Source organism: Pseudomonas sp. R25(2017), from assembly GCF_002112565.1.
GTDB lineage: Bacteria > Pseudomonadota > Gammaproteobacteria > Pseudomonadales > Pseudomonadaceae > Aquipseudomonas > Aquipseudomonas ekonensis.
Map to the genome: position 1 here is coordinate 117785 of NZ_NEHZ01000021.1, position 26909 is coordinate 144693.

General features: G+C 66.0%; 27 protein-coding genes. 18 read left to right on the forward strand and 9 right to left on the reverse strand.

Annotated features, from left to right (window positions below):
* Positions 1-25: 25 nt before the first annotated feature.
* Both CAG31_RS24295 and CAG31_RS24300 read right to left on the reverse strand, forming a co-directional pair.
* The gene (locus CAG31_RS24295; RefSeq protein ID WP_085585957.1) at positions 26-1762 is read right to left on the reverse strand and encodes a C13 family peptidase; all 1737 of its coding nucleotides are present in this window, start codon (positions 1760-1762) and stop codon (positions 26-28) included.
* Between the two features lie 109 nt (positions 1763-1871).
* Entirely contained in the window at positions 1872-2327 is a 456-nt protein-coding gene (locus CAG31_RS24300; protein WP_085585959.1) for a MaoC family dehydratase, read from the reverse strand.
* Positions 2328-2520: 193 nt separating this feature from the next.
* On the opposite strand from CAG31_RS24300, the gene CAG31_RS24305 reads away from it, so the two are divergent.
* The 3 genes from CAG31_RS24305 to CAG31_RS24315 are packed head-to-tail and all read left to right on the forward strand — an operon-like array spanning position 2521 to position 4200.
* Positions 2521-2883 (forward strand): CidA/LrgA family protein, encoded by a 363-nt coding sequence (locus CAG31_RS24305; RefSeq protein WP_085585961.1) that lies wholly within the window; start codon positions 2521-2523, stop codon positions 2881-2883.
* Positions 2883-3599 carry an LrgB family protein gene (locus CAG31_RS24310; protein WP_085585963.1) on the forward strand — a complete coding sequence of 239 codons (717 nt, stop codon included), beginning with the start codon at positions 2883-2885 and terminating at the stop codon, positions 3597-3599. Before CAG31_RS24305 ends, CAG31_RS24310 begins: the two co-directional genes overlap by 1 nt.
* 10 nt (positions 3600-3609) lie before the next feature.
* Complete coding sequence (locus CAG31_RS24315) at positions 3610-4200, forward strand: LON peptidase substrate-binding domain-containing protein (RefSeq protein WP_085585965.1); 591 nt, start codon at positions 3610-3612, stop codon at positions 4198-4200.
* A 31-nt stretch (positions 4201-4231) separates the two neighbouring features.
* Here the strand turns inward: CAG31_RS24315 and CAG31_RS24320 are convergent, their stop codons facing one another.
* Positions 4232-5548, reverse strand: a complete 1317-nt coding sequence (locus CAG31_RS24320) for a bifunctional DedA family/phosphatase PAP2 family protein (protein ID WP_085585967.1) — start codon at positions 5546-5548, stop codon at positions 4232-4234.
* An 87-nt stretch (positions 5549-5635) separates the two neighbouring features.
* Positions 5636-6334, reverse strand: coding sequence for a DNA-3-methyladenine glycosylase (locus CAG31_RS24325; RefSeq protein ID WP_085585969.1), 699 nt, complete (start codon positions 6332-6334; stop codon positions 5636-5638).
* A gap of 177 nt (positions 6335-6511) precedes the next feature.
* Here CAG31_RS24325 and CAG31_RS24330 point away from each other — a divergent pair, with 177 nt between their 5' ends.
* The 13 genes from CAG31_RS24330 (at position 6512) to CAG31_RS24390 (ending at position 19096) form a co-directional block, all read left to right on the forward strand.
* Entirely contained in the window at positions 6512-7783 is a 1272-nt protein-coding gene (locus CAG31_RS24330; protein WP_085585971.1) for a glutamate-5-semialdehyde dehydrogenase, read from the forward strand.
* A 1-nt stretch (position 7784) separates the two neighbouring features.
* On the forward strand, positions 7785-8474 hold the full coding sequence (gene nadD / locus CAG31_RS24335; RefSeq protein ID WP_170930002.1) for a nicotinate-nucleotide adenylyltransferase: 690 nt from the start codon (positions 7785-7787) through the stop codon (positions 8472-8474).
* 71 nt (positions 8475-8545) lie between these two features.
* Positions 8546-9040, forward strand: coding sequence for a ribosome silencing factor (rsfS, locus tag CAG31_RS24340; protein WP_085585975.1), 495 nt, complete (start codon positions 8546-8548; stop codon positions 9038-9040).
* 10 nt (positions 9041-9050) lie between these two features.
* Positions 9051-9518, forward strand: a complete 468-nt coding sequence (gene rlmH, locus CAG31_RS24345) for a 23S rRNA (pseudouridine(1915)-N(3))-methyltransferase RlmH (RefSeq protein ID WP_009051038.1) — start codon at positions 9051-9053, stop codon at positions 9516-9518.
* Between the two features lie 10 nt (positions 9519-9528).
* Positions 9529-11424, forward strand: coding sequence for a penicillin-binding protein 2 (gene mrdA, locus CAG31_RS24350; RefSeq protein ID WP_085585977.1), 1896 nt, complete (start codon positions 9529-9531; stop codon positions 11422-11424).
* 31 nt (positions 11425-11455) lie between these two features.
* Complete coding sequence (gene rodA / locus CAG31_RS24355) at positions 11456-12559, forward strand: rod shape-determining protein RodA (RefSeq protein WP_085586018.1); 1104 nt, start codon at positions 11456-11458, stop codon at positions 12557-12559.
* A gap of 17 nt (positions 12560-12576) precedes the next feature.
* Entirely contained in the window at positions 12577-13587 is a 1011-nt protein-coding gene (gene mltB, locus CAG31_RS24360; protein ID WP_085585979.1) for a lytic murein transglycosylase B, read from the forward strand.
* Positions 13587-14597, forward strand: coding sequence for a septal ring lytic transglycosylase RlpA family protein (locus CAG31_RS24365; protein WP_085585981.1), 1011 nt, complete (start codon positions 13587-13589; stop codon positions 14595-14597). Before mltB ends, CAG31_RS24365 begins: the two co-directional genes overlap by 1 nt.
* Before the next feature lie 189 nt (positions 14598-14786).
* The gene (locus CAG31_RS24370) at positions 14787-15944 is read left to right on the forward strand and encodes a D-alanyl-D-alanine carboxypeptidase family protein (protein WP_085585983.1); all 1158 of its coding nucleotides are present in this window, start codon (positions 14787-14789) and stop codon (positions 15942-15944) included.
* An 82-nt stretch (positions 15945-16026) separates the two neighbouring features.
* Positions 16027-16302, forward strand: a complete 276-nt coding sequence (locus CAG31_RS24375; RefSeq protein ID WP_085585985.1) for a DUF493 domain-containing protein — start codon at positions 16027-16029, stop codon at positions 16300-16302.
* Positions 16302-16949 (forward strand): lipoyl(octanoyl) transferase LipB, encoded by a 648-nt coding sequence (lipB, locus tag CAG31_RS24380; RefSeq protein ID WP_085585987.1) that lies wholly within the window; start codon positions 16302-16304, stop codon positions 16947-16949. Before CAG31_RS24375 ends, lipB begins: the two co-directional genes overlap by 1 nt.
* Before the next feature lies 1 nt (position 16950).
* Complete coding sequence (gene lipA / locus CAG31_RS24385; RefSeq protein ID WP_085585989.1) at positions 16951-17973, forward strand: lipoyl synthase; 1023 nt, start codon at positions 16951-16953, stop codon at positions 17971-17973.
* 172 nt (positions 17974-18145) lie between these two features.
* The gene (locus CAG31_RS24390; protein WP_085585991.1) at positions 18146-19096 is read left to right on the forward strand and encodes an LD-carboxypeptidase; all 951 of its coding nucleotides are present in this window, start codon (positions 18146-18148) and stop codon (positions 19094-19096) included.
* A 94-nt stretch (positions 19097-19190) separates the two neighbouring features.
* Here the strand turns inward: CAG31_RS24390 and CAG31_RS24395 are convergent, their stop codons facing one another.
* The 5 genes from CAG31_RS24395 to leuS form a co-directional block, all read right to left on the reverse strand.
* Complete coding sequence (locus CAG31_RS24395) at positions 19191-20513, reverse strand: lytic murein transglycosylase (protein ID WP_085585993.1); 1323 nt, start codon at positions 20511-20513, stop codon at positions 19191-19193.
* Positions 20514-20574: 61 nt separating this feature from the next.
* Complete coding sequence (arfA, locus tag CAG31_RS24400; protein ID WP_085585995.1) at positions 20575-20739, reverse strand: alternative ribosome rescue factor ArfA; 165 nt, start codon at positions 20737-20739, stop codon at positions 20575-20577.
* Positions 20740-20860: 121 nt separating this feature from the next.
* Complete coding sequence (gene holA / locus CAG31_RS24405) at positions 20861-21898, reverse strand: DNA polymerase III subunit delta (protein ID WP_085585997.1); 1038 nt, start codon at positions 21896-21898, stop codon at positions 20861-20863.
* Between the two features lie 39 nt (positions 21899-21937).
* A complete protein-coding gene (gene lptE / locus CAG31_RS24410; RefSeq protein ID WP_085585999.1) occupies positions 21938-22543 on the reverse strand; it encodes an LPS assembly lipoprotein LptE in 606 nt (201 codons plus the stop codon).
* Positions 22544-22631: 88 nt separating this feature from the next.
* Positions 22632-25238, reverse strand: coding sequence for a leucine--tRNA ligase (gene leuS, locus CAG31_RS24415; protein WP_085586001.1), 2607 nt, complete (start codon positions 25236-25238; stop codon positions 22632-22634).
* A 280-nt stretch (positions 25239-25518) separates the two neighbouring features.
* Here leuS and CAG31_RS24420 point away from each other — a divergent pair, with 280 nt between their 5' ends.
* Together CAG31_RS24420 and CAG31_RS24425 are read left to right on the forward strand one after the other, a co-directional pair.
* The gene (locus CAG31_RS24420) at positions 25519-25842 is read left to right on the forward strand and encodes a hypothetical protein (protein ID WP_085586003.1); all 324 of its coding nucleotides are present in this window, start codon (positions 25519-25521) and stop codon (positions 25840-25842) included.
* 105 nt (positions 25843-25947) lie between these two features.
* Positions 25948-26727 carry a YdcF family protein gene (locus tag CAG31_RS24425; RefSeq protein ID WP_085586005.1) on the forward strand — a complete coding sequence of 260 codons (780 nt, stop codon included), beginning with the start codon at positions 25948-25950 and terminating at the stop codon, positions 26725-26727.
* Positions 26728-26909 lie beyond the last annotated feature (182 nt).

A 26909-nucleotide genomic window follows, 5' to 3' on the forward strand; every position in this document is an offset into this window, starting at 1 on the left:
TGTCTCTCCCTTGATACTGTTCAGCTTAGTTGCTCTTTGTCGCCCCGTCGTTCAATGCAGCACTCTGCAACGCTTTTCTGGCCTGTTGCTTGCGCAGCTGCTGCCAGTGCGACAGCACGGTTTTCGGTGCCCAGATCTGTGGCTCCGACGCCTCGAAATTGTCCGCCAGCTCCCGTTCGGCGACGGTGGCCTTGGCCAGCTTGAAGGCCTGCTCCAGGTCGTCGGTCTGGTTCAGCGCCTGGGCGAACAGCGCGTCGCCGAAGTAGGTGAAGTTGGCTTCCTCCGAACAGCCGAACGACACGCGGTCGGCGCGCGAGGCGGTCATGATCAGCGTGCGTTCGTCCTTGAGCGCCGGAATGAAGCCGCCGGAATAGCACGCGGAAATGACGATGACCTTGTCGCGGTTCTTCAGCGGCGCCAGCACGGCGGCCAGTTCGTCGGCGGGCAGGTCGGCCAGTTCCATGCGCGGCTGGTCGAGCACCAGTTCGTGCTCGGCGGTGCCGTGGCTGGTGAGGTAGATGAACACCAGGTCTTCCGGGCCGCTGCGTTCGGCCAAGGTCTGGGCGGCGCGGCGCAGGTTCTCGCGGGTGGCCATCGGCCGGTCGCCGAGGTGGTCGCGGTGGTTGACCAGGCGGATCTGGCCGCGGGCGCCGAAACGGCTGGCGAGCATGTTGGCGACGTAGTCGGACTCGCGCAGGAACACGCTCTGCTTGCCGTCGCCGCCCAAGGTCAGGGTGTACAGCTCCACGGCCGGGGTCGAGGCGGGCACGTTGCCCAGGGCGTCGTCGAGCAGCCGGCCCTGGGCCAGCAGACCCAGTTCGAGGGTGTCGGGCAACAGCTTGCCGTCGGCGTCGCGCACCCGCTGGCCGTTGACCCAGGTGCCGCTCAGGACGGTGCCGTCGGTGAGCACCAGGGTACCGCGCCCGGCGTAGCTGTCGCTGTCGAACTGGCCGATGTAGAAACTGCCGTCGGACAGGTTCAGGCGGCCCTGGCCACTGAAGCGCCAGTCGTTGAAGTCACCGGTGTAATGGCTGCCGTCGGCGCCGATCAGTTCGCCCTTGCCGGTCAGCGCGCCTTCCTTGAACTGGCCGAGCCACACGTCGCCGTCGGCGTTCTCGTAGCGGCCCTTGCCGTGCAGTTGGTTGTTCTTGAAGCCGCCGACATAGATGTCGCCGTCGGCGCTGTTGAAAGTGCCGTTGCCTTCCAGCTGGCCGTTGACGAACCGACCGGTGAACTGATTGCCGCTGGCGTCGCCGCGCTGGCCTTCGCCGTTGGGCTTGCCGTTGGCGAACTGGCCTTGGTAGGAACTGCCGTCGTCGAGTTCGAGGCGGCCGAGCCCTGCGTACTGGTCGGCCTTGAACTCGCCGCGGTAGGTCATGGCGTTTTCCTTCAGGGTGCCTTCGCCGTCGCGCCGGCCCAGCTTGAAGCCGCCGGTGTAGCTGCTGCCGTGGGTGGTCAGGGTGCCCTGGCCGTCGAACAGGCCCTGCCGGAACTGGCCGCGGTAGACCTCGCCGTTGCTGCCGTGCCACTCGCCCTGACCGTGCCACTGGCCCTTGTCGAACGCGCCGGCGTACCAGCTGCCGTTGGGGTAGTCGACCCGGCCCTGGCCCTGCAGCAGGCCGTTGACCAGCTCGCCGCGGTAGCGCCCGCCGTCCGGCAGGTGCGCATCGGCCGGCAGCAGCGATTCGCCATCGCCGCAGGCGGTGAGCATCAGGGCCAGGGCAAGGGGGGCAATCGGGGCAAGGGACACAAGTGAGCGCATGGCGGGTTCCGGGCAATTAGGCGACCGAGTATGCCGCAGCCGGGTGACCATATACAGCCGGGAGGCGGGGCGGATGCGAAACGGCGTGAGCCGCTTCGCATCCCGGTGCTCAGACGAAGCAGAGCGACAGCGGTTCGGCGATGTAGGCCGGTTTTTCCGAGCCTTCGATCTCCAGGGTGGCGTTGGCCTTGAGCAGCCACTGGCCGGGTTTCTTCTCGGTCACGTCAACCAGGTCGACCTTGAGCCGGACCTTGGAGTCGACCTTGACCGGCTGGATGAAACGCACGCTGTCCAGCCCGTAGTTGACCACCATCTTCACGCCCTGGGGCAGGATCAGGATGTCTTCCATCAGTTTGGGCATCAGCGACAGCGTCAGGAATCCGTGTGCGATGGTGCTGCCAAATGGCGTTTGCGCGGCTTTGACCGGGTCGACGTGGATGAACTGGAAATCCCCTGTGGCTTCGGCGAACAGGTTGATGCGCTCCTGATCGATGGTGAGCCATTCGGAACGTCCGAGTTCCTTGCCGACATAATCTTTGAGCTCTGCAACGGGAACATAGGGCATTGAGACTCTCCTTGGGTTCATCGGTTTTATCGTTTTTCAGGTGGGGGGCATGACCGCCCTGCGAACCACTGTAGATCATCATGGCGATTTGCTCCGGTCAACCTGCCATGCTTTTGGCGAATGCCTGTGCATAGGCGCCGCATGCTTATAATGCCCCGCCCGTGCTTGGCGGGCGGTCGGACGGAGATGTCGGATGTTGCTACGTGGCCTGACCTGGCTGGTGCTGTTCCAATTGCTCGGCACGGCGCTCAACCATTTGCTGTTGCCGGTGCTGCCGGGGCCGATCATCGGCCTGCTGCTGTTGCTGGGGTTCCTCATCGTGCGCGGCGAGGTCGGCGAGCCGCTGAGCCTGGCCGCCGGCAGCCTGCTGCGTTACCTGCCGTTGCTGCTGGTGCCGCCGGCGGTGGGGGTGATGGTGTACGCCGGCGCCATCGCCGCGGATTTCTGGGCCATCGTCGGCGCGCTGGTGGTGTCGCTGATCCTGTCCATGGCGTTCGCCGGGGTGCTGATGCAGCGCCTGGTCAAGCGTCACGCCGCCGGCACGGAGGAGTCCTGATGCTGTTCGACTGGCAAGGCGCCTGGGCGTCGGTGATCCACCATCCGCTGTTCGGCATCGGCGTCACCCTGGGGGCCTATCAACTGGTGCTGGCGGCGTTCGAGAAGACCCGCTGGATCTTCCTGCAACCGGTGCTGGTGTCGATGCTGCTGGTGATCGGCGTGCTGGTCGGCTGCGGCCTGTCCTACGCCGAGTACCGCAAGAGCACCGAGATCCTCAGCATCCTGCTGGGGCCGGCGACCGTCGCGCTGGCGGTGCCGCTGTACCTGAACCTGCGGCGCATCCGCCAATTGTTCTGGCCGATCTTTACTACGCTGGTGATAGGCGGCGTGGTCGCCACCGGCATGGGCGTGGCGCTGGGCTGGTGGTTCGGCGCCGACCGCATGATCCTCATGACCATGGCGCCCAAGTCGGTGACCTCGCCGATCGCCATGCTGGTGGCCGAGCAGATCGGCGGCGTGGCGGCGCTGGCGGCGGTGTTCGTGCTGATCACCGGGGTTATCGGCGCGATCTTCGGCCCGGCGCTGCTCGACCGCCTCGGCGTGCGCAGCCCCGAGGCGCGCGGCATGGCGCTGGGCATGACGGCGCATGCGGTGGGCACGTCGGTGGCGTTGCAGGAAAGCGATGAGTGCGGCGCCTTCGCGGCGCTGGCGATGAGTCTGATGGGCGTGGCCACGGCGGTGTTCCTGCCGTTGGCGGTGTCGATGGTGGTGTAAGGATATGGCTATGAGTCTGCCGCTTTTCCCGCTGAACACAGTGCTGTTTCCCGGCTGCAACCTCGACTTGCAGATCTTCGAGGCGCGCTACCTGGACATGATCGGCCGCTGCATGAAACAGGGCGCAGGCTTCGGCGTGGTGTGCATCCTCGACGGCGACGAGGTCGGCGCCGCGCCGGAAGGCTTCGCCCGGGTCGGCTGCGAGGCGCGCATCACCGATTTCCAGCAGCAGGACAACGGCCTGCTGGGCATCCGCGTGCAGGGCGGGCGGCGCTTCCGGGTGCTGCGCAGCGAGGTGCAGCGCGACCAGTTGCTCGTCGCCGACATCGAATGGCTGGACGACGAGCCCGAGCAACCGCTGCAGGACGAGGACGCGGATCTGGTGGCCTTGCTCAAGGCGCTGGCCGAACACCCGATGGTCGAGGCGCTGGACATGGGCACCCACGCGGCGGGGCAGCAGTCGTTGGCCAATCAGCTGGCCTACCTGCTGCCGTTCGCCGAGGCGGACAAGCTGGACCTGCTCCAGCTCGACGACCCACAGCAGCGGCTGGACGCGATCCAGGCGCTGCTCGATGAGCTGCAAGGCGAGCTGTTTGCTTGAGGGGCAGCGCTTGAGGGGCAGCGCCTGAAGGTCAGTAGGCGTAGCGCAGCATGACGTGGGGCAGGTGGCGCATGACGAACAGGCCGAACAGCGCCACCAGCGCCGGCAGCACCAGCCACCAGACTTTCTGCGGCATCGGCCCGAGCGGCGTCTGCCGCTGGATCAGCCACAGCCCCGCCGCGCACACGCACGCCGCCAGCATCGCACCGGCCAGCACGTCGGTCGGCCAGTGCGCCCCCAGGTACACCCGCGACAGGGCGATGGCCATGGCCGGCAGACAGCCGAGCAGCAGCCAGGTCAGGCGCATCCGCGGCGGCTGGCCGCGCCCGGCGAGCACCGCGAGGGTCAGGAACAGCGCGAACGAGCCCGAGGCATGGCCGCTGGGCATGCTGTAGCTGGTCAGCGGATCGGTCAGCACCTCGGGGCGCAGCCGGGCGAAGAAATGCTTGGTGGCGGTGTTGGCCAGCGCGGTGACGAGCAGGGTGCCGCCGACGAATATCGCATGGCGCCATTGGCGCATCAGCAGCAACAGGCCGGTGAACAAGGCGCTGAACAGCAGCATGTTGCGGAACTCGCCGATCAGCGTGAAGGTGACGGCGATTTCGTCCAGGGCCGGCTGCCGGTGTTCCTGGATCAGCGTCATCACGCCCCGATCCAGGGCGGTGAGGTAGGGGTAGCCGATGAACAGGCCGATCAGGATCAGCAGGCTCATGCCGCCGATCCAGACGGTCGCGCGGCGATGGCGGCGCAGGCTGCTGTTGGCGCTCAGGCCCACCATCGCGGCGATGCTGCCAGCGACGATGCCGGCCTGCAGCCAGAAACCTTCGGGCAGCGGCAGGCGGATCGCCGCACCCGTGGCCCAGCCCGGCAGCAGATAGGCGACACTCCAGCCGGCGGCGGCCAGCAGGCTCACGGCGGCGAAGCGCGGGAAGGGCATGTCGCACATGCCGGCGACCATCGGCAGCATGGGCCGCAGCGGGCCGATGAACCGGCCCACCAGCAGGCTGGCGATGCCGTAGCGCTGGAAGTAGGTCTCGGCCCCGGCCATCCACTCCGGATGGTGGCGCAGCCCGGGCAGGCGCCGGATGTTCTGGTGGAAGTGGCGGCCCAGGTAATAGGAAACGGCGTCGCCCAGAATCCCGCCGAGAAAGCCCAGCAGCAGGGTTTCGCTCAAGGGCAGCGCGCCGCTGCCGGCCAGCACCGCCACGGTGAACAGCAGCACGGTGCCCGGCACGATGATCCCGGCGATCGCCAGGCACTCCACGAACGCGATGATCAACACCGCCGCCGCCAGCCACTGCGGGTTGGCCGCCAGCCATCCGGTCACGCTATCGAGCCATTGGCCCATTGCATATCACTCCATCCATTTCATGAGAATCCTTGTAGGCGCGAGCCCGCTCCCACAGGGCATTGCCTGTCCGGGATCCCGGCATATTCAAGGCAGCAAATAGTAATCGCGCCCTTCGACCTGCCCGCGACGCAACGGGTTCCGGGTGCACCACTGCGCGTAGGCGGCGTCGACGAAGCGGTACATCAAATGCTCGTCGCGCCCGTGGGGAATGCCCAGCCGGGTGGTCTGGATGATGTGGGTCGGAGCCGGGCCGGTGTCTTCCACCAGCAGCACGTCGTGGTCGAAACGCTTGGCGTCCCACACCGGCACCTTCAGCCCCAGCGCCTTGCACAGCAAGGTCTGCCCGGCGCAGAGCTTTTGCGACGGGCGCGGCCGGCCCTGGGCGTCGGGGTTGTTCAGCAGCATCTGCGCCAGGCTGGCCGGCCCGCTGATCTCATCGACCCACGGATAGGCGGATTTGATCAGCACCGCGTTGCCGGGCCCCTGGGCGCTGAAGTTCAGCGAATCGCCGCCGCGGGCGTAGTACATATAGATGTGCCCGCCGTCCAGAAACAAAGCCTTACGCTTTTCTGTGTAGCCGAGGGAGGCGTGGCTGCCTTTTTCTTCGCAGTAATAGGCCTCGGTCTCGATGATCCGGGCGCTGAGCCACAGGTCGCCGACCCGGTGGCGGATGACTTTGCCCAACAGGTCCTGCGCCAGCGTCTGGGCGTCGCGGTCGAAGAAGGCGTCCGCAAGGCCGGCGGGCCGGGGCGCGGCGGGGAGGGGAACGGTCAGGTTGGACATGGCGGGCGGCGTTCATCCAGGCTCGGGAGGGCGCGATGATAACAATTTGGATCTTAATCACGGCTGAACGTCGGCAAATCCAAAGCGATTTCGACCATCCGCCCGTCACCGCTGTTAGTCCCGGGACGCGACAGCTATAATCTGCCGCTTTCCTCTTTGCCAAGACCCCAGCAGACCATGACTGAGTCCGTTCTTGACTACATGACCCGATTGGGTCGCGCCGCCCGCGAAGCGTCCCGGGTCATCGGCCGTGCCGGCACCGCGCAGAAGAACCGCGCCCTGCTGGCTGCCGCCAATGCCCTGGACGCCGCCCGCGCCGAGCTTGCGGCAGCCAACGAACAGGACCTGGCCGCCGGTCGCGCCAACGGCCTGGAGCCGGCGCTGCTGGAACGTCTGGAACTGACCCCGGCGCGCATCGACGGCATGATCACCGGCCTGCGCCAGGTGGCGGCATTGCCCGATCCCGTGGGTGCGATCCGGGACATGAGCTTCCGTCCGTCGGGCATCCAGGTCGGCAAGATGCGCGTGCCGCTGGGCGTGATCGGGATCATCTACGAGTCCCGGCCGAACGTGACCATCGACGCCGCGAGCCTGTGCCTGAAGTCCGGCAACGCGACCATCCTGCGCGGCGGTTCCGAGGCGATCCACTCCAACCGCGCCATCGCCGCCTGCATCCAGCGCGGCCTGGCCGAAGCCGACCTGCCGCCCGCCGTGGTGCAGGTGGTCGAGACCACCGACCGCGCCGCCGTCGGCGCGCTGATCGCCATGCCCGAACACGTCGATGTGATCGTGCCGCGCGGCGGCCGTGGCCTGATCGAGCGCATCAGCCGCGATGCCCGGGTGCCGGTGATCAAGCACCTGGACGGCATCTGCCACGTCTACGTCGGCGAGCACGCCGATCTGGCCAAGGCCGAGCGCATCGCCTTCAACGCCAAGACCTACCGCTACGGCATCTGCGGCGCCATGGAGACCCTGCTGGTCGACCAGGCCGTCGCGAAGGACTTCCTGCCGTCGATGGCCGCCCGCTTTCGCGAGAAGGGCGTCGAGCTGCGCGGTTGCGAGCGCACCCGCGCGATCATCGACGCGGTGGCGGCCACCGAAGACGACTGGAGCACCGAGTACCTGGCGCCGATCCTGTCGGTGCGCGTCGTCGACGGCCTGGACCAGGCCATCGAGCACATCAACCATTACGGCTCCCACCACACCGATTCGATCGTCAGCGAGCACCTTGCCGACACCCGTCGGTTCGTGGCGGAAGTCGACTCGGCGTCGGTGATGATCAACACCCCGACCTGCTTCGCCGACGGTTTCGAATACGGATTGGGTGCCGAGATCGGCATTTCTACTGATAAGCTGCACGCCCGCGGCCCGGTGGGTCTCGAAGGCCTGACCTGCGAGAAGTACATCGTGGTCGGTGATGGCCAGTTGCGCGGCCAGGCGACGGTCTGACTTGTCCGACCTCGACCCTAAAGCGCCGCTGCCCGCCAGCGAATCCCGACCCCGGCGCATCGGCGTACTGGGCGGCACGTTCGACCCGGTGCACGTCGGCCATCTGCGCGGTGCGCTGGAAGTCGCCGATGCCCTGGGCCTCGACGAGCTGCGCCTGACGCCCAGCGCCCGGCCGCCGCACCGCGATGCGCCGCAGGTGTCGGCGCAGGACCGGCTGGCGATGGTCGAATGCGCGGTGGCCGGCGTGCCGCCGCTGGTGGTGGACGCCCGCGAACTGCAGCGGGACAAGCCGTCCTGGACCATCGACACCCTGGAGTCGATGCGCGCCGAAATGGCCGCGGAGACCCAGGTTTTCCTGCTTTTGGGCTGGGACGCGTTTTGCGGCCTGCCCACTTGGCACCGCTGGAGCGAACTGCTCCAGCATTGCCACATCCTGGTGCTTCAGCGCCCGGACGCCGACAGCGAGCCGCCGGATGCCTTGCGCAACCTGCTGGCGGCGCGCTCGGTGAGCGACCCGCAGGCCCTCAAGGGGCCGAGCGGACAGATTGCATTCGTCTGGCAGACACCGCTCGCGGTGTCCGCCACCCAGATCCGTCAACTGCTGGCCAGCGGTAAGTCGGTACGTTTCCTGGTGCCCGACGCGGTCCTGGCCTACATCGATGCGCACGGTCTGTACCGTGCGTCGAACTGAACAAGGCGTGCTTCACTGATACGCACCGGCGTATCCCGAACCGCCGAACACATGAGCAAAACGAGTTTTATATGACCAACAACGACGTAAACAAAATCAAGCGCAAAGGCACGTTCAAGAGTGCCCCGCTGCCGGAGCCGACCGTGAGCGCCGAGCCGCTGAAGGGCGACGAGCTGGTCAAGGTCGCCGTGGCGGCCCTGGAAGACGTCAAGGCCCAGGACATCCAGGTCATCGACGTGCGCGACAAGCAGAGCATCACCGACTACATGGTGATCGCGACCGGTACCTCCAACCGCCAGATCAACGCGATGCTGGAAAAGGTCCGCGAAGAGGTCAAGAAGAACGGCGCCCGTCCGCTGGGCGAAGAAGGCAAGGGCGACAGCGACTGGGTGCTGCTGGACCTGGACCTGGTGATCGTGCACATGATGACCGCCTCGGCCCGTCAGTTCTACGACCTGGAGCGCCTGTGGGCCGGTGCCGAGCAGAGCCGTGCGGCCGACGCCAAGCACCACAGCCCGGAAAACACCCACGAGCATTTCGCCAAGCTCAACAAAGACCAGCAGTAAGGTAAGCGCTGTGCGACTGCGACTGATCGCCGTCGGTTCACGCATGCCCAAGTGGGTGGAAGAAGGCTGGCATGAGTATGCCAAGCGTCTTCCGTCCGAGCTGGCGCTGGAACTGGTGGAAATTCCGCTCAATACCCGTGGCAAGAATGCCGACGTGGCCCGTTTCATCCGTCAGGAAGGCGAAGCCATGCTGGCCAAGGTCGGGCAGAACGAGCGGATCGTCACCCTCGAAGTCCACGGCAAGCCGTGGAGCACCGAGCAGCTGGCGGTCGAACTGGACCGCTGGCGGCTGGACTCGCGCACCGTCAACTTCATGGTCGGCGGCCCGGAAGGGTTGGCGCCGGAAGTCTGCGCCCGGGCCGACCAGCGCTGGTCGCTGTCGCCGTTGACCTTGCCGCACCCGCTGGTGCGCATCCTCATCGGCGAACAGCTGTACCGTGCCTGGACCGTGCTGTCCGGCCACCCTTACCACAAGTAATCCAGCCCTCATGTCTCAGCCGATCCGCATCAAGGACCACGAAAAAGACGCACGTCTGGTGCGCAGCCGCGTCGTGTTCGGGGCCATTGCGATCGTCATGCTGATCGGCGTGCTGATTGCGCGGCTGTATTACCTGCAGGTGATCCAGTACGAGTACCACTCGACGCTGTCGGAGAACAACCGCGTCCACGTCCAGCCGATCCCGCCGACCCGCGGCCTGATCTTCGACCGCAACGGCGTGGTGGTGGCGGACAACCGCCCCAGCTTCAGCCTGAGCATGACCCGCGAGCGCTCCGGCGACTGGCAGCAGGTGCTCGACGTGATCGTCGAAGTACTGGAGCTGACGCCCGAAGACCGGGTGATCTTCGAGAAACGCATGCGCCAGGGGCGCCGGCCGTTCGAGCCGGTGCCGATCCTGTTCGAGCTGACCGAGGAGCAGATCGCCCGGATCGCGGTGAACCAGTTCCGCCTGCCGGGCGTGGAAGTGGTCGCGCAGCTGGTCCGCCACTATCCCCAGGGCGCGCATTTCGCGCACTCGGTGGGCTACATGGGGCGGATCAACGAGAAAGAGCTCAAGACCCTCGACCCGGTCAACTACAGCGGCACCCACCACATCGGCAAGACCGGCATCGAGCGCTTCTACGAGGCCGAGCTGCACGGCCAGGTGGGTTACGAGGAAGTCGAGACCAACGCCCGGGGCCGCGTACTGCGGGTGCTCAAGCGCACCGATCCGGTGCCGGGCAAGGACATCGTCCTGAGCCTCGACATCAAGCTGCAGGAAGCTGCCGAAGCGGCGCTGGGCGGCCGCCGCGGCGCCGTGGTGGCGCTGGATCCGCGCACCGGCGAGGTGCTGGCGATGGTCAGCCAGCCGAGCTTCGACCCGAACCTGTTCGTCACCGGCATCAGCTTCAAGGCCTATGCCGAGCTGCGCGACTCCATCGACCGGCCGCTGTTCAACCGCGTGCTGCGCGGCCTGTACCCGCCGGGCTCGACCATCAAGCCGGCGGTGGCCATCGCCGGCCTCGACGCGGGCGTAGTGACGGCGACCAGCCGGGTGTTCGACCCGGGCTACTACATGCTGCCCAACTACGATCACAAGTACCGCAACTGGAACCGCACAGGTGACGGCTTCGTGGACCTGGACACGGCGATCATGCGTTCCAACGACACCTACTTCTATGACCTGGCGCACAAGCTGGGCATCGACCGGCTGTCCGCCTACATGAACAAGTTCGGCATCGGCCAGAAGGTCTCGCTGGACATGTTCGAAGAATCTCCCGGCCTGATGCCGTCCCGCGAGTGGAAGCGGGCGACCCGCCGTCAGGCCTGGTTCCCCGGCGAGACCCTGATCCTGGGGATCGGCCAGGGCTACATGCAGTCCACGCCGCTGCAACTGGCCCAGGCCACGGCGCTGGTGGCCAACAAGGGCGTGTGGAACCGCCCGCACCTGGCCAAGACCATCGAGGGCGAGAAGCCCAAGGACGAGAATCCGATGCCGGACATCGTCCTGCGCGACCCGTCGGACTGGGCCAAGGTCAACCACGGCATGCAGCAGGTGATGCACGGTGCCCGGGGCACCGCGCGCAAGGCGTCCATCGGCGCCCAGTACCGGATCGCCGGCAAGTCGGGTACGGCCCAGGTGGTCGCGATCAAGCAGGGCGAGAAGTACGACCGCTCCAAGGTGCAGGAGCGCCACCGCGACCACGCCTTGTTCGTGGGCTTCGCCCCGGCGGACGATCCCAGGATCGTGGTGTCGGTGATGGTCGAGAACGGTGAGTCCGGCTCCGGCGTCGCGGCGCCGGTGGTGCGTCAGGTCATGGATGCCTGGCTTCTGGATCAGGACGGACGGTTGAAGGCCGAATACGCCAGCCCTATCAGTGCGGAGGCTACGGCCCGTGAAGAATAATTTCGATCGCATGCTCTCCAGCGAGGATGTGATGCGTCGCCGCGCGACGCTGCTGCAACGCCTGCACATCGACGGCCCGTTGCTGGTGCTGCTGCTGATCCTGGCCGCCGGCAGCCTGTTCGTGCTGTATTCGGCCAGCGGCAAGAGCTGGGACCTGCTGGGCAAGCAGGCCACTTCGTTCGGCATCGGCCTGGTGTCGATGATCGTCATCGCCCAGTTCGAGCCGCGGTTCATGGCGCGCTGGGTGCCGCTGGGCTACGTGGTCGGGGTGGTGCTGCTGATGGTGGTGGACATCATGGGCCACAACGCCATGGGCGCCACGCGCTGGATCAACATCCCCGGGGTGATCCGCTTCCAGCCGTCCGAGTTCATGAAGATCCTGATGCCGGCGACCATCGCCTGGTACCTGTCCAAACGCACGCTGCCGCCGCAGCTCAAGCATGTGGGCATCAGCCTGCTGCTGATCGGCGTGCCGTTCGTGCTGATCGTGCGCCAGCCGGATCTGGGCACCTCGCTGCTGATCCTGGCCGGCGGTGCGTTCGTGCTGTTCATGGGCGGCCTGCGCTGGCGCTGGATCCTCAGCGTGCTGGCCGCGGCCGTGCCGGTGGCGGTCGCCATGTGGTTCTTCATCATGCACGACTACCAGAAGCAGCGGATCCTGACCTTCCTCGACCCGGAAAGCGACCCGCTGGGCACCGGCTGGAACATCATCCAGTCCAAGGCCGCCATCGGTTCCGGCGGCGTGTTCGGCAAGGGCTGGCTGCTGGGCACCCAGTCGCACCTGGACTTCCTGCCGGAAAGCCACACCGACTTCATCATTGCGGTGCTGGGCGAAGAGTTCGGCCTGGTGGGGATCTGCGCGCTGCTGCTGATCTACCTGCTGCTGATCGGCCGCGGGCTGGTGATCACCGCCCAGGCGCAGACGCTGTTCGGCAAGCTGCTGGCCGGTGCGCTGACCATGACGTTCTTCGTCTATGTGTTCGTCAACATCGGCATGGTCAGCGGCCTGCTGCCGGTGGTGGGGGTGCCGTTGCCGTTCATTAGCTACGGAGGAACTTCGCTGGTGACGCTGCTGTCAGCGTTTGGGGTTTTGATGTCGATCCATACCCACCGCAAGTGGATCGCACAGGTTTGAATAAGGTGAACAGTTCAATGCAAGCAATGCGTGGCTGGGCGACCCGGCACATGCCGTGGGTCGGCCTGGTGGGCATCCTTGGCGGCGCGCAGGAAGCGCTGGCCGGTGATTACGAGGGCTCGCCCCAGGTGGCCGAGTTCGTCGGCGAGATGACCCGCGACTACGGTTTCGCCGGCGAGCAGCTGATGGCGGTGTTCCGCGAGGCCGAGCGCAAGCAGTCGATCCTCGATGCCATTTCCAAGCCCGCCGAGCGGGTCAAGCAATGGAAGGAATACCGGCCGATGTTCCTCACCGACGCGCGCATCGCCCGCGGGGTGGACTTCTGGCGCCAGCACGAGGCCACCCTGGCCCGCGCCGAGCAGGAATACGGCGTTCCGGCCCAGGTGATCGTGTCGATCATCGGCGTTGAGACCTTTTTCGGACGCAATACCGGCAATTTCCGGGTGATCGATGCCTTGTCCACCCTCGGATTCGACTATCCTCCCCGTGCCGAGTTTTTCCGCAAGGAGCTGCGCGAGTTCCTCCTGCTGGCCCGTGAGGAACAGGTCGACCCGTTGACGCTCAAGGGCTCCTACGCCGGCGCCATGGGCCTGCCGCAGTTCATGCCGAGCAGTTTCCGCGCCTATGCGGTGGATTTCGACGGCGACGGCCACATCAACATCTGGAACAACCCGGACGATGCGATCGGCAGCGTCGCCAGCTATTTCAAGCGTCACGGCTGGGTCGCCGGTGAACCGGTGGTGAGCCGGGCGGACGTGCGGGGCGAGCAGGTGGACGAAGGTCTGACCGCCGGCATCGAGCCGACGAAAACCGTCGGGGAGTTGCGGGGGCTGGGCTGGTCGAGTCATGATGCGCTGCGCGACGACATGCCGGTCACCGCGTTCCGCCTCGAAGGCGACAACGGCCCCGAATACTGGATGGGCCTGAAGAATTTCTACGCGATCACGCGTTATAACCGCAGCGTGATGTACGCCATGGCCGTACATCAACTGTCTGAACAGCTGGTACAAGCACGGGGCGTCAAGTAATGCGGGCATTGCCTATCAACAAACCCCTGAAGCTGGTGGCATTCGCTGCGTTGGCGGTGCTGGTCGCCAGTTGCTCGACCAGCCGTTCGCCCGCTCAGAAGTCCGCCTCCAACAGCGTCCGCTCGCAGCCGGGCCTGGACATCAACCGGGCCCACAAGGACGGCGCGCCGTGGTGGGACGTCGACGTGTCGCGCATCCCGGACGCCACGCCGACCCTGCACACCGGCCCCTACAAGGCCAACCCGTACACGGTGCTGGGCAAGACCTACTTCCCGCTGCAGGAATCCAAGACCTACGTCGCCCAGGGCACCGCGTCCTGGTACGGCACCAAGTTCCACGGCCAGAACACCGCCAACGGCGAGGTGTACGACCTGTACGGCATGAGCGCCGCGCACAAGACCCTGCCGCTGCCCAGCTATGTGCGGGTGACCAACCTGGACAACAACAAGAGCGTGATCCTGCGGGTCAATGACCGCGGGCCGTTCTATTCGGACCGGATCATCGACCTGTCCTACGCGGCCGCCAAGAAGCTCGGCTACGCCGAAATCGGCACCGCGCGGGTCAAGGTCGAAGGCATCGACCCGCAGCAGTGGTGGGCCGCCAAGGGCCGTCCGGCGCCTCTGATGCTCAACGAGCCGCAAGTGGCGCAGAATGCCGCCCCGGCGATCACGGCTTCGGCCGGCACCGTCGAGCAGTGGACGCCTCCGCCGCAGCAGCACGCCGCGGCCGTCGTGCCGGTTCAGCTCGATGCAAAAAAAAACGCTTCTGCAACAGCGTCTGGCCAGTATCTGCAGGTGGGCGCGTTCGCCAACCCGGACGCTGCAGAACTCCTGAGGTCGAAGCTCAGCGGGATGGTGAGCGCTCCGGTGTTCATCAGTTCGATCGTGCGCAATCAGCAGACCCTGCACCGGGTGCGGCTGGGGCCGATCGGATCGCCGGGTGAGATCGCCCAGGTGCAGAACAGCGTGCGCCTGGCCAACCTCGGTTCGCCGAGCGTGGTCACCGAGTAAAAAACGTAGGACTTGATTGACGGTTCACTTGCGGTTTCGGGGGGTGGACCAGGTTGTTGGCTCGTCGAAGAACAAAAGCCCGGCAAGGGTGACTGGAGTGAGCAACTGAACACGCGATGGCCCGATGAGAAGGCCATCTGATTAGTTTTGCCCGCAAGGGCAGTTTCCATTAGCGATTTCGAGAGACGGATGAACATCACCACCTTTGCCAAACGCCTGTGCCTGCTAGTCCCGCTGCTCCTCTCGCCTGCCGCCTTCGCGGCCGAGATGATGCCGTCGCCGCCGCAACTGGCCGCCAAATCCTACGTGCTCATGGACGCCAGCAGCGGCAACGTGCTGGTGGAGAACAACGGTGACCAGCGCCTGCCGCCGGCCAGCCTGACCAAGCTGATGACCGCGTACATCGCCACGCTGGAGATCCGTCGCGGCCAGATCGGCGAGAACGATCCGGTGACCGTCAGCGAGAACGCCTGGCGCACCGGCGGTTCGCGGATGTTCATCAAGGTCGGCTCCCAGGTGACCGTCAGCGACCTGCTGCACGGCATCATCATCCAGTCGGGCAACGACGCCAGCGTCGCGGTGGCCGAGCACATCGCCGGCAGCGAAGACGCGTTCGCCGACCTGATGAACAAGACCGTCGCCGACCTGGGCATGACCAACACCCACTTCATGAACCCGACCGGCCTGCCCAACCCTGAGCACTACTCGTCGGCCCATGACATGGCGATCCTGGCCCGCGCGATCATCCACGAAGACCCGGCGCACTACGCCATCTACTCCCAGAAGGAGTTCTTCTGGAACGGCATCAAGCAGCCTAACCGCAACCTGCTGCTGTGGCGCGACAAGACCGTCGACGGCCTGAAGACCGGCCACACCGACGAAGCCGGCTACTGCATGGTGTCCTCGGCCGTGCGCGACGGCATGCGCCTGATCGCGGTGGTGTTCGGCACCAACAGCGAAGTGGCCCGCGCCGCCGAGACCCAGAAGCTGCTGACCTACGGTTTCCGCTTCTTCGAAACCCAGACCTTCTACCAGAAGGGCACCGAACTGGCCCAGGCGCCGGTCTGGAAGGGCACCACCGGTCAGGTCAGGGCCGGCCTGGCCCAGGACCTGACCATGACCCTGCCGAAAGGCCAGCTGAAGAAGCTCGCCGCCAGCATGACCATGAACCCGCAACTGACCGCGCCGATCGCCAAGGGCGACGTGATCGGTAAAGTCGAAGTGAAACTGGACGACAAGGTGGTGCACAGCGCCGACCTGATCGCCCTGGACGCTGTCGAGGAGGGTGGTATCTTCCGCCGCATGTGGGATAGCATCCGTCTATTCTTCTACGGCTTGTTCAACTGATCCCAGTGTTGACCTGCATGGCCCCGCCCCGAACCCGGAGCGGGGCCATGCTCGTTGGCACGGCTTGCGAGGCCGTTACGCCATGAGCGATACCCAAGTAAAGGCGCCAAAGATCGAATTTCCTGTCACGGACTATCCTGTCAAGGTGATCAGCGACACCGGCGTGGGCAACAAGGACAAGATCATCGACATCGTCCGCAAATACGCCAAGATCAACGATGAGCGTGTGGACGAGCGTCAAAGCAGCAACGGCAAGTACACCACCATCCAGTTGCACATCGTGGCGACCGACCAGGATCAGCTGTACAACATCAACAGCGAACTGCGGGCGACCGGTTTCGTGCACATGGTGCTGTGATGCCGGGCACGCTGGGCTTTCGCGAACTCGGCCAGATGGCTTACGAGCCGGTCTGGCATGCCATGCAGCGCTTCACCAACGAACGCGGCAGCGATGCCGCGGACGAAGTCTGGCTCGTCGAGCACCCGCCGGTGTTCACCCAGGGCCAGGCCGGCAAGGCCGAACACCTGCTGCTGCCGGGCGACATTCCGGTGGTGCAGGTGGACCGGGGCGGGCAGGTGACCTACCACGGCCCCGGCCAACTGGTGGCCTACCTGCTGCTGGACGTGCGCAAGCTGGGTTTCGGCGTTCGGGACCTGGTCACGCGCATGGAGCAATGCCTGATCGAACTGCTGGCCAGCTACGGCGTGACCGCAGCGGCCAAGCCCGACGCTCCCGGCGTCTATGTCGACGGGGCGAAGATCGCATCCCTGGGGCTGCGGATTCGCCACGGCTGTTCCTTTCACGGCCTGGCCCTGAACGTGGACATGAACCTGGAGCCGTTTCGACGGATTAATCCCTGCGGCTACGCCGGGCTGGCCATGACCCAGCTGAGCGACCACGCAGGATCGATTGAATTTGCCGAGGTAAGTGCCCGGCTGCGCGCGCAGCTCGTCAAACACCTCGACTATGCTGAGCAGACGACCCTGACGGGCGGAATCGACTGATATGACTACTGATGCAGTGCAAACCATGATCCCGACGCTCGATGTCACTGAGCGCCCGGCCCCGCGTGCCAAGGTCGAAGCCGGCGTCAAGCTGCGCGGCGCCGAGAAGGTCGCACGCATCCCCGTGAAGATCATCCCGACCACGGAGCTTCCCAAGAAGCCCGACTGGATCCGCGTGCGCATCCCGGTTTCGCCGGAAGTCGAGCGCATCAAGACCCTGCTGCGCAAGCACAAGCTGCACAGCGTCTGCGAAGAGGCCTCCTGCCCGAACCTGGGCGAGTGCTTCTCCGGCGGCACCGCGACCTTCATGATCATGGGCGACATCTGCACCCGTCGCTGCCCGTTCTGCGACGTCGGCCATGGCCGTCCGAAGCCGTTGGACGTCAACGAGCCGGAAAGCCTGGCCATCGCCATCGCCGACCTGCGCCTCAAGTACGTGGTGATCACCTCGGTGGACCGTGACGACCTGCGCGACGGCGGTGCCCAGCACTTCGCCGACTGCATCCGCGAGATCCGCAAGCTGTCGCCGAACGTGCAGCTGGAGACCCTGGTGCCGGACTACCGCGGCCGCATGGACATCGCCCTGGAAATCACCGCCGCCGAGCCGCCGGACGTGTTCAACCACAACCTGGAAACCGTGCCGCGCCTGTACAAGGCCGCACGCCCGGGTTCCGACTACCAGTGGTCGCTGACCCTGCTGCAGCGCTTCAAGCAGATGATGCCGCACATCCCGACCAAGTCCGGCCTGATGCTGGGCCTGGGCGAGACCGACGACGAAGTGATCGAAGTCATGAAGCGCATGCGCGAGCATGACATCGACATGCTGACCCTGGGCCAGTACCTGCAGCCGTCCCGCAGCCACCTGCCGGTGCAGCGCTTCGTGCACCCGGACACCTTCGCCTGGTTCGCCGAGGAAGGCTACAAGATGGGCTTCAAGAACGTCGCCTCCGGCCCGCTGGTGCGTTCCTCCTACCACGCCGACGAGCAGGCGAAACTGGTCAAGGCCGAGCTGCTGGGTTCCTGATCCGGCGCTGACCCGAAATCGCCCGCCGCGCCCCAGCGCCCGGCGGGCGTTTTTTTGCCTGGCCTATGCTCGACAGAGACTTTTCCCGCAACCGATGGCTGACAATGCCTCTTCTGTTTGCCGCCGTTCCTGACTACTGTGTGCTCACGACTTCACGCAGGGAGATCCATGGATGACCGTTCGACCGACCCACACCCTTTTTCCGCACCGACCCGTGCCGGCGCTGCCGTCCGAAGGGACGATCGGCGTCATCGCGCCCGCAGGGCCGGGCACGCTGGACACGGACAAGGCGGTGCAGTGGATGCGCGCCCGGGGCTACGGGCTGCGGATCTTTCCCGGCGTCTATGAGAAGGACGGTTACCTGGCCGGCAGCGACGAGGTGCGCCTCAATGACCTGCACGCCGCGTTTGCCGATCCCGAGGTCGACGCGATCATCTGCCTGCGCGGCGGCTACGGCACGCCGCGCCTGCTCGACCGCATCGACTACGACCTGCTGGGGCGCCATGCCAAGCCGTTCGTCGGCTACAGCGACATCACCGCGCTGCACCTCGCCATCAGCCGTTACGCCGGGTTCGTGACCTTTCACGGGCCGCTGCTCAACGCCGACCTGCTGGGCGACAAGGAGCCGCCGACGGTCACTTCGTTCTTTGCCATGCTGCGGGGCCAATTACAGGCCGGCAGCGTGATCGCCCACCCGGCGGCCTGGCCGTTGACCACCGTCGAGCCGGGGATCGCCCATGGCCGGCTGCTGGGCGGCAACTTGGCGATGATCGCATCCACGCTGGGCACGCCCTACGAGATCGACGCCGAAGGGGTGATCCTGTTGATCGAGGACGTCAACGAGCCGTTGTACCGCATTGACCGGCTGCTGACCCAGATGCGCCTGGCCGGTCACCTGCGCAAGTTGCGCGGTGTGCTGGTCGGGGATGTGGCGGGGGTAGAGACCGTTGCGCTGAACCGGTTGCTCAAGCAGACCTTCGAACCGCTGCGCATCCCAGTGCTGTCCGGCTGGCGCAGCGGGCATTGCGATCCGAACCTGACCTTGCCGCTGGGGGCGCTGGTGCGGCTGGACGCCGGGAAGCAAGAGTTGCTGCTGGAGCAGGATGTGGTGGTCAGGCAGTAAGCATCCGGCGCCTGCCGGAGCGTATTCGCGGGCAAGCCCGCTCCCACCAGGTTCAGTGCGATCCCTGTGGGAGCGGGCTTGCCCGCGATGCTTTTTACTGGGCGCGCAGGCTTTCGAGCAGCTTGTGCGTCGGATAGCCGTCCGCCGGCCAGCCGAACGACTGTTGCGCGCTGCGGATCGCCTTGCGCGTGTTGGCGCCGATGATGCCGTCCGCCGCGCCGGCGTCGTAGTTGCGTGCGCTTAGCAGGTTCTGCAGTTCGATCCGCTCGGTGCGGCTCAGCGGCAGGTCGTCCTTGGGCCAGGTGCCGCTGATCAGGCCGGCGCCGTTGAAGCGCTCCGACAGCAGACCCACCGCCAAGGCGTACGACGAGGAGTTGTTGTACTTGAGGATCGCCCGGAAGTTGTCGAGGATCAGGAACGCCGGGCCACGGTAGCCGGCCGGCAGCAGCAGGGCGGCGGACAACTGATCGGAACCGGCCGGCGCTTGCCCGCCGTTGGGCAGGATCACGCCCATTTGGCGCCACTCGGCGACGCTCCTGCGGATCGCGCCGTCAGCCAGGGTGTAGTTGAAGCCGCTCGGCAGCTGCACTTCAAAGCCCCACGGCTGGCCGCGCTGCCAACCGGAGCTTTGCAGGTAATGCGCGGTCGAGGCCAGGGCGTCGGCCGGGCTGCCCCAGATGTCGCGGCGGCCGTCGCCGTCGAAGTCCACCGCGTGGGTGTTGTAGGTGGTCGGGATGAACTGGGTCTGGCCCATGGCGCCGGCCCAGGAGCCGAGCATCTTCTCGGGCGTGGTGTCGCCCTGTTGCAGGATCTGCAGCGCGGCGATCAGTTGCGCATGGGCAAAGCCCGGGCGGCGGCCTTCGTAGGCCAGGGTCGCCAGTGAGTTGATCACCGACTTGTTGCCCTGGAACTGGCCGAAGTTGCTTTCCATCCCCCACACCGACACCAGTGCCTGGCGGTCCACGCCATAGCGCTGTTCGATGCTCTGCAGGATGCCGGCGTACTGATTGATCAGGGCTTGGCCCTTGCGCACCCGCAGCGGCGAGAGCGCGCCGTCGAGGTATTCCCACACCGGCCGGGCGAACTCCGGCTGGCTGCGGTCGGCGCGGATCACGCTGGCGTCGAAGCTGACGTTGGCGAAGGCGCGGTCGAACACGTCGGCGCGGATCCCGGCGGCGAGGGCGTCCTTGCGAAAGCCTGCCTGCCATTCGGCGAAGGTTTGGGTCGGTTGCAGGTCGAGGTCGTCACCGGAAGGCACGACGGGCGGAACGATGGCCGGGGCGGTGGCCACGGGGGCGGTCTGGAGCGGTTGCGCGTCGGCGGCGGTGGGTTTCTCCGCGCAGGCGACCAGCAACACGAAGCTGGTGGCGGCGATCAATTGGCGCACGGGCCAACGACGGGTAAGGCAAAGGGGCATGCACAGGTCCAGAGGATGTGAATCAGGTGCAGACCTTAACATGGCAAAGGGGTGAAGCGCTTCACGCGGCCAGAAAGTAAGAAGCCTCCCAGCTTTTAGACTGGAAGGCTTCGCGGCGGTAGCTGCCTTTGCCCTTGGCCGGGCGTTCCTGGCGGCTGCGGAACAGCGGTTGGGCGATGATGGATTTGGCCTTGTTGTGGCCATGCTTCGATGGCTTTTTGCTCATGATGTCACTCTCTGAGGGGGGATTTTGCGTGGCAGATGATCTGCCGATGTTCGCGGTCTGTCCAGTCCGGTGATGAACATTGCGGCGAGGAAGCTTGCGCCTTTGCCGCAACGTCCGGCACTTATTCGGCAGGCAACGGCAGGCGCTGTCCGGCCATCAGCAATGACAACCGGCTCAGGCTCATCCACGGCGAGCCCGGTGCCTGGCCCTTGATCTGCGCATCGATGCGCTGGGCTTCGAGCAGCAGTTGCGCCCAGCGTTGGGCCGAGTAGCGTTGCAGGGCCTTGGTCATCAGCGGCTTGCGCTTGTCCCAGACCGGCGGCTTGGACTGGCTGAAGGCCTTGTCCAGCGGCGTGCCCTGGCTGTACTGCTGGGCGATGCTGGCCAGCAGGCGCAGTTCCCGGGCCAGGGCCCAGAGGATCACCGGCGGCTCGACGCCTTCGCCGCGCAGGCCTTCGAGCATGCGCAACGCGTGGGCGGCTTCGCCGTTGAGGATCGCGTCGGTCAGGCCGAACACGTCGAAGCGTGCGCTGTCGGCCACGGCCGCCTGCACGGTTTCGACGGTGATCTGCCCGTCCTCGGCCATCAGCTTGAGCTTTTCGATTTCCTGGGCGGCGGCCAGCAGGTTGCCCTCGACCCGCGCGGCGATCAGTTCCACCGCGTCCTGGCTGGCCGACAGGCCGGCCTGGGACAGGCGCTGGCGGATCCAGCTGGGCAGCTGGTTGGCGTCCACCGGCCAGATCTGCACGAACTGGGTCTGCGCACCTTCGACCAGGGCCTTGCCCCACTTGGTTTTCTGCGCGCTGCCGTCGAGCTTGGGCAGGCTGATCAGCAGCAGGGTGTCTTCGGCCGGGCGCGAGCAGTATTCGATGAGCGCGGCGGCGCCCTTGTCACCGGGCTTGCCCGAGGGCAGGCGCAGTTCCAGCAGGCGCTTTTCGGCGAACAGCGACAGGCTGGCGCCGGCCAGCAGCAGCGTGCCCCAATCGAAGTTGGCGTCGGCGGCGAACACCTGGCGTTCGTCGAAGCCCTGCCGGCGGGCGGCGGAGCGGATGGCGTCGGCGGCTTCCTGGCACAGCAGCGGGTCGTCGCCACTGATGACGTAGACCGGCGCCAGCGTGCCTTGCAGGTGTTTGGCGAGTTGGGCGGGAGCGAGCTTCATAAGAGAAAGCGAACGGGGCGCCTGAGCGCCCCGGACGTCTTACTGCTGCGGCAGTTCGAGCGGCGACTGACGCGGAGTCTCCGCCTCAGCCTTCTGCGCCGCTTCCAGCGCGTCGGCTTCCGCCTTGGCGCGGGCGTTGGCCTTCTGCTGCAGGTCGTCCAGCTGGGCCGGCGTCAGTTGCTGCAGGCGCAGCATCATGCGCTGAACCAGCTCGCGGCGGGTTTCGCGGCGGGCGTCGTTGGCTTCCTGGTCGGAACCCACCAGGTTGTTGCCGTCGTGGATGAACACTTTCTGCACTTCAAGCTTGTCGCTCTTGAGCAGCAGGTTGTTCTCGCCGCGGATGTCGTAGTTGAGCACGGTGTTGACCTGGTACTCGCCCGTACGGCCTGCGCCGGCATAGCTGAGGATGCGCTGGCTTTCCTGCTCGTCGGCCAGGAACAGCTTGTACGGCGCGCCGGAGACCACCTTGACGCCGCTGGACTCCAGCACCTGGCGCAGTTGGGTCACGGTCTCGCCGTAGGCGTTGCGGGCGCTCAGGTCGAGTTCCTTGATCGCCAGTTCGGTGGTGCCGGTGCCGCGCAGGTGGAAACCGCAGGCGCTCAACAGGACCGCGAGGCCCATCACCAGCAGATTGCGTTTGATCATTGTGTTGCTCCCCTTGAAACCGTGTGGGCCGATGCTGCGGCCCGAAAGGTTTTACAGGGCGCCGGCCGCAGCCGGCGCCCGATCCAATTTAGCTGGCGACGATGTTGACCAGTTTGCCCGGCACCACGATCACTTTGCGGATCGTCAGGCCGTCGACGAAGCGCAGCACGTTCTCGTTGGCGCGGGCCGCGGCTTCGATCTCCTCGCGGGTGGCGCTGGCCGGCATTTCGATCTGGCCGCGCAGCTTGCCGTTGACCTGGATCACCAGGGTCAGGCTGTCCTGCACCAGCGCGCTTTCGTCCAGCGCAGGCCAGGCGGCGTCGATCACGGGGCCGGCGTGGCCCAGGCGGTTCCACAGGTCGTGGCTGATGTGCGGGGTGATCGGCGCCAGCAGCAGCGTCACGGTCTCCAGGCCTTCGTGGATCAGGGCGCGGTCCTGCTCGGTGCCCTGGGCGGCTTTCTCCAGCACGTTCATCAGGGTCATCACCTGGGCGATGGCGGTGTTGAACTTGTGGTTCTGGCCGACGTCGTGGCTGGCCTGCTTGATGGCCTGGTGGATCGAGCGGCGGACGGCCTTCTGCTCGTCGTTCAGGGCGGCGACCTCCAGCTTGCCCGGCAGGCCCTGGACGATATGGGCCTGGGCCAGGCGCCAGACGCGCTTGAGGAAGCGGTGCGAGCCTTCCACGCCGGAGTCCGACCATTCGGCGCTCATGTCGGGCGGCGAGGCGAACATCATGAACAGGCGGCAGGTGTCGGCGCCGAACTGGTCGATCATCGACTGCGGGTCGACGCCGTTGTTCTTCGACTTGGCCATCTTCTCGGTGCCGCCGATCTCCACCGGCAGGCCGTCGGCGATCAGCTTGGCGCTGATGACCTTGGCCTTGCTGTCGCGCTCGAGCTCGACGTCCGCCGGGTTGAACCAGGTGTAGGCGCCGTTGGCTTCGCGGCGGTAGTAGGTCTCGGCGACCACCATGCCCTGGGTCAGCAGGTTCTTGAACGGCTCGTTGGAGCTCACCAGGCCTTCGTCGCGCATCAGCTTGTGGAAGAAGCGCGCGTACAGCAGGTGGAGGATGGCGTGCTCGATGCCGCCGATGTACTGATCCACCGGCAGCCAGTGGTCGGCCGCGGATTTTTCCACCAGGCCGCCTTCGAAGTGCGGCGAGGCGTAGCGGGCGTAGTACCAGGACGACTCGACGAAGGTGTCCATGGTGTCGGTTTCACGCTTGGCGGGCTGGCCGCATTTCGGGCAGGCGCACTCGTAGAATTCCGGCATGCGCGCCAGCGGCGAGCCGTTGCCGTCCGGCACCACGTCTTCCGGCAGCACGACCGGCAACTGGTCTTCCGGCACCGGCACGTCGCCGCAGGCGCCGCAGTGGATGATCGGGATCGGGCAGCCCCAGTAGCGCTGGCGGCTGATGCCCCAGTCGCGCAGGCGGAACTGGGTGCGCGAGGCGCCGAGGTTTTTCTTGATCAGGGCGACTTCCATGGCGTCGAACGCGCCGGCGAAGTCCAGGCCGTCGAACTCGCCTGAGTTGATCAGCGTGCCGTGCTCGCCGTAGGCGTCCTGCCACGGGGCCGGGTTGGTGTCGCCGGCGCTGGTGCGCACCACGGACTTGACCGGCAGGCTGTACTTCTGGGCGAACTCGAAGTCGCGCTCGTCGTGGGCCGGAACGGCCATGACCGCGCCGTCGCCGTAGTGCATCAGCACGTAGTTGGCGACCCACACCGGCAGTTTCTCGCCGGTCAGCGGGTGCTCGACGAACAGGCCTGTGGGCAGGCCTTTCTTTTCCTGGGTGGCGACGTCGGCTTCGGCGACGCTGCCGGCCTTGCACTCGGCGATGAACGCCTGCAGCTCAGGGTTGTTCTGCGCGGCCAGGGCGGCCAGGTGGTGCTCGGCGGCCACGGCGACGTAGGTCGCGCCCATCAGGGTGTCAGGACGGGTGGTGAAGACCTTCAGGGTGCCGGTCTCGCCGATGGAATCGACGTTGTACGGGAACTGCACTTCCATCCCGCGGGACTTGCCGATCCAGTTGCGCTGCATGGTCTTGACCTGTTCAGGCCAGCCGGTCAGCTCGTCGAGGCTCTCCAGCAGCTCATCCGCGTAGGCGGTGATCTTGAAGTAGTACATCGGGATTTCGCGCTTTTCGATCACCGCGCCGGAACGCCAGCCGCGGCCGTCGATCACCTGCTCGTTGGCCAGGACGGTCTGGTCGACCGGGTCCCAGTTCACGGTGCCGTTCTTGCGGTAGATCACGCCCTTCTCGAACAGGCGGGTGAACAGCCACTGCTCCCAGCGGTAGTAGTCCGGCTTGCAGGTGGTGACTTCGCGCGACCAGTCCACCGCCAGGCCCAGGCTGCGCAGCTGGGACTTCATGTAGGCGATGTTTTCGTAGGTCCATTTGGCGGGCGCCACGTTGTTCTTCATCGCGGCGTTTTCCGCCGGCATGCCGAACGCGTCCCAGCCCATCGGCTGCAGGACGTTCTTGCCCTGCATGCGCTGGTAGCGGGAGATCACGTCGCCGATGGTGTAGTTGCGCACGTGCCCCATGTGCAGCTTGCCGCTGGGGTAAGGGAACATCGACAGGCAGTAGTAGGTTTCCTTGCCTGGCTGTTCACTGACTTCAAAGGACTTGTGCTCATCCCAGAACGACTGGGCGGCGGCTTCGATTTCACGGGGCTGATAGTGTTCGTGCATGGCTACTTTTGTACTGGATAGGGGTGGCCCAGTCCTCTTCGATGCGACATCGGGGGCGGGTGACGCCAAGTTGGCGTTTCGCGGCCCGGACGGGCTGGAAGTGGAGTGACAGGAAGCGCCGTAGCATACATGACCGCGCTTGGCCTAGGGAAACCCTGATTGCGCCCGTCCGGCCGGGCAAAACGGCTGCGGGGGCCGTTGGTCGCGGCGTGCGGCCGGTTTGTGCAGCGAAGCTAAGCTCCTTAGTGGGGAGTGAGTCTTATCTTCAATGAGGTGAGGGATGGTGGAGTCACAGCAACAGAACGTAACCAAACCCGAGTTGTACGAGCGGTTGATCGACCGTCTGGGCATGGCCCTGGACGCGGCGAGAACCGCGGGACGGCTGCGCGACGAGCGCCCCCTGGAGCTGGAATTGCGCGGCTTGAGCCCCGCCGAGTTCGATCTGGTCAAGGCTTACCTGGATCGCAGTGAACGTGAAGCCCACGGATGTCTGTCACAGGCAGTGAAACAGCTCGATGCAGTGCCTTCGGCCAAGGTCATATGGCTCAAGGACAAGGCGCCCGGCAGAGCGACCGTCAAGGTCCGCACCCTGCAGGCCAAGTAAGCGCATGGCAGGTCAAGAAGCGGATCTTTTCAAGCGGGATCCCACCTTATAGGTTGTCGCGTCGAATCAACCCACTTAGGCTGCGGGCATCTTTGGAGATGCCCGATGCCCTTTCGCTATTTCATCAAACAACTGCTGCTGCCGCCCGGCATCCTTTTCCTGCTGCTGTTGGTCGCCTGGTGGCTGCGCCGCTCACGTCCGCGCCTGGCCGGGCTGTGCTTCGCCCTGGGGCTGGGCGGTTTGTGGCTGATGAGCCTGCCGGTGGTCGTGCAATGGGGCGCCAAGGCCCTGGAGCGCGAGCCGCCGCTGGCCCGTGAGGCCTGGGCGGGGCTTTCGCAACGCGCCGACGCGATTGTGGTGCTGGGTTCCGGGCGCGAGCGCGGCGACCTGGCCTGGGGCGAGGATCAGCCGACCGGCATCGGGCTTGAGCGGCAGCGATATGCGGCGCGTCTGGCCAAGGCCTCGGGGCTGCCGATCCTGACCAGCGGCGGCCTGCATTACGGCACGCCGCCGACGGAAGCCAAGCTGATGGCCGATTCGCTACGCGACGATTTCGGGGTGACGGTGCGCTGGCAGGAAGGCGAGAGCCGCACGACCTGGGAAAACGCCGTGCTCAGCGCCAAGGTGCTGCTGCCCCAGGGCATCAAGCGCGTCGCGGTGGTGACCCAGGCCTGGCACATGCCGCGGGCGGTGTGGTGTTTCGAGCAGGCCGGGTTCGAGGTGGTGCCGGCGCCGGTCGGCTTCCTTGGCACGGACAACGCCCGGCCGTTCGGCGGCTGGTTGCCGGAGTTCAAGTCGATCTGGCAAAGCGGACAGTTGCTGAACGAGGCGGTGGGGCAGGTGGGGTATTCGCTGTTCTATCGAGGGGCTGACGAAGCTGAATGATGCACGGGGCCGATGGCCCCGTCGCGGACAAGTCGAATCGTCGCGCCGCCGCTCCCGCAGCGGCTGTATTCAGGCGCGCCTGACTGTGGGAGATTCTATGGTTGAGGCAAAGCCCTCAGCCTGCTTTCGGTTCATATTCGCTTTGTCCTTTGAGCAGGGCGAATACGATCCGGGCCAGTTTG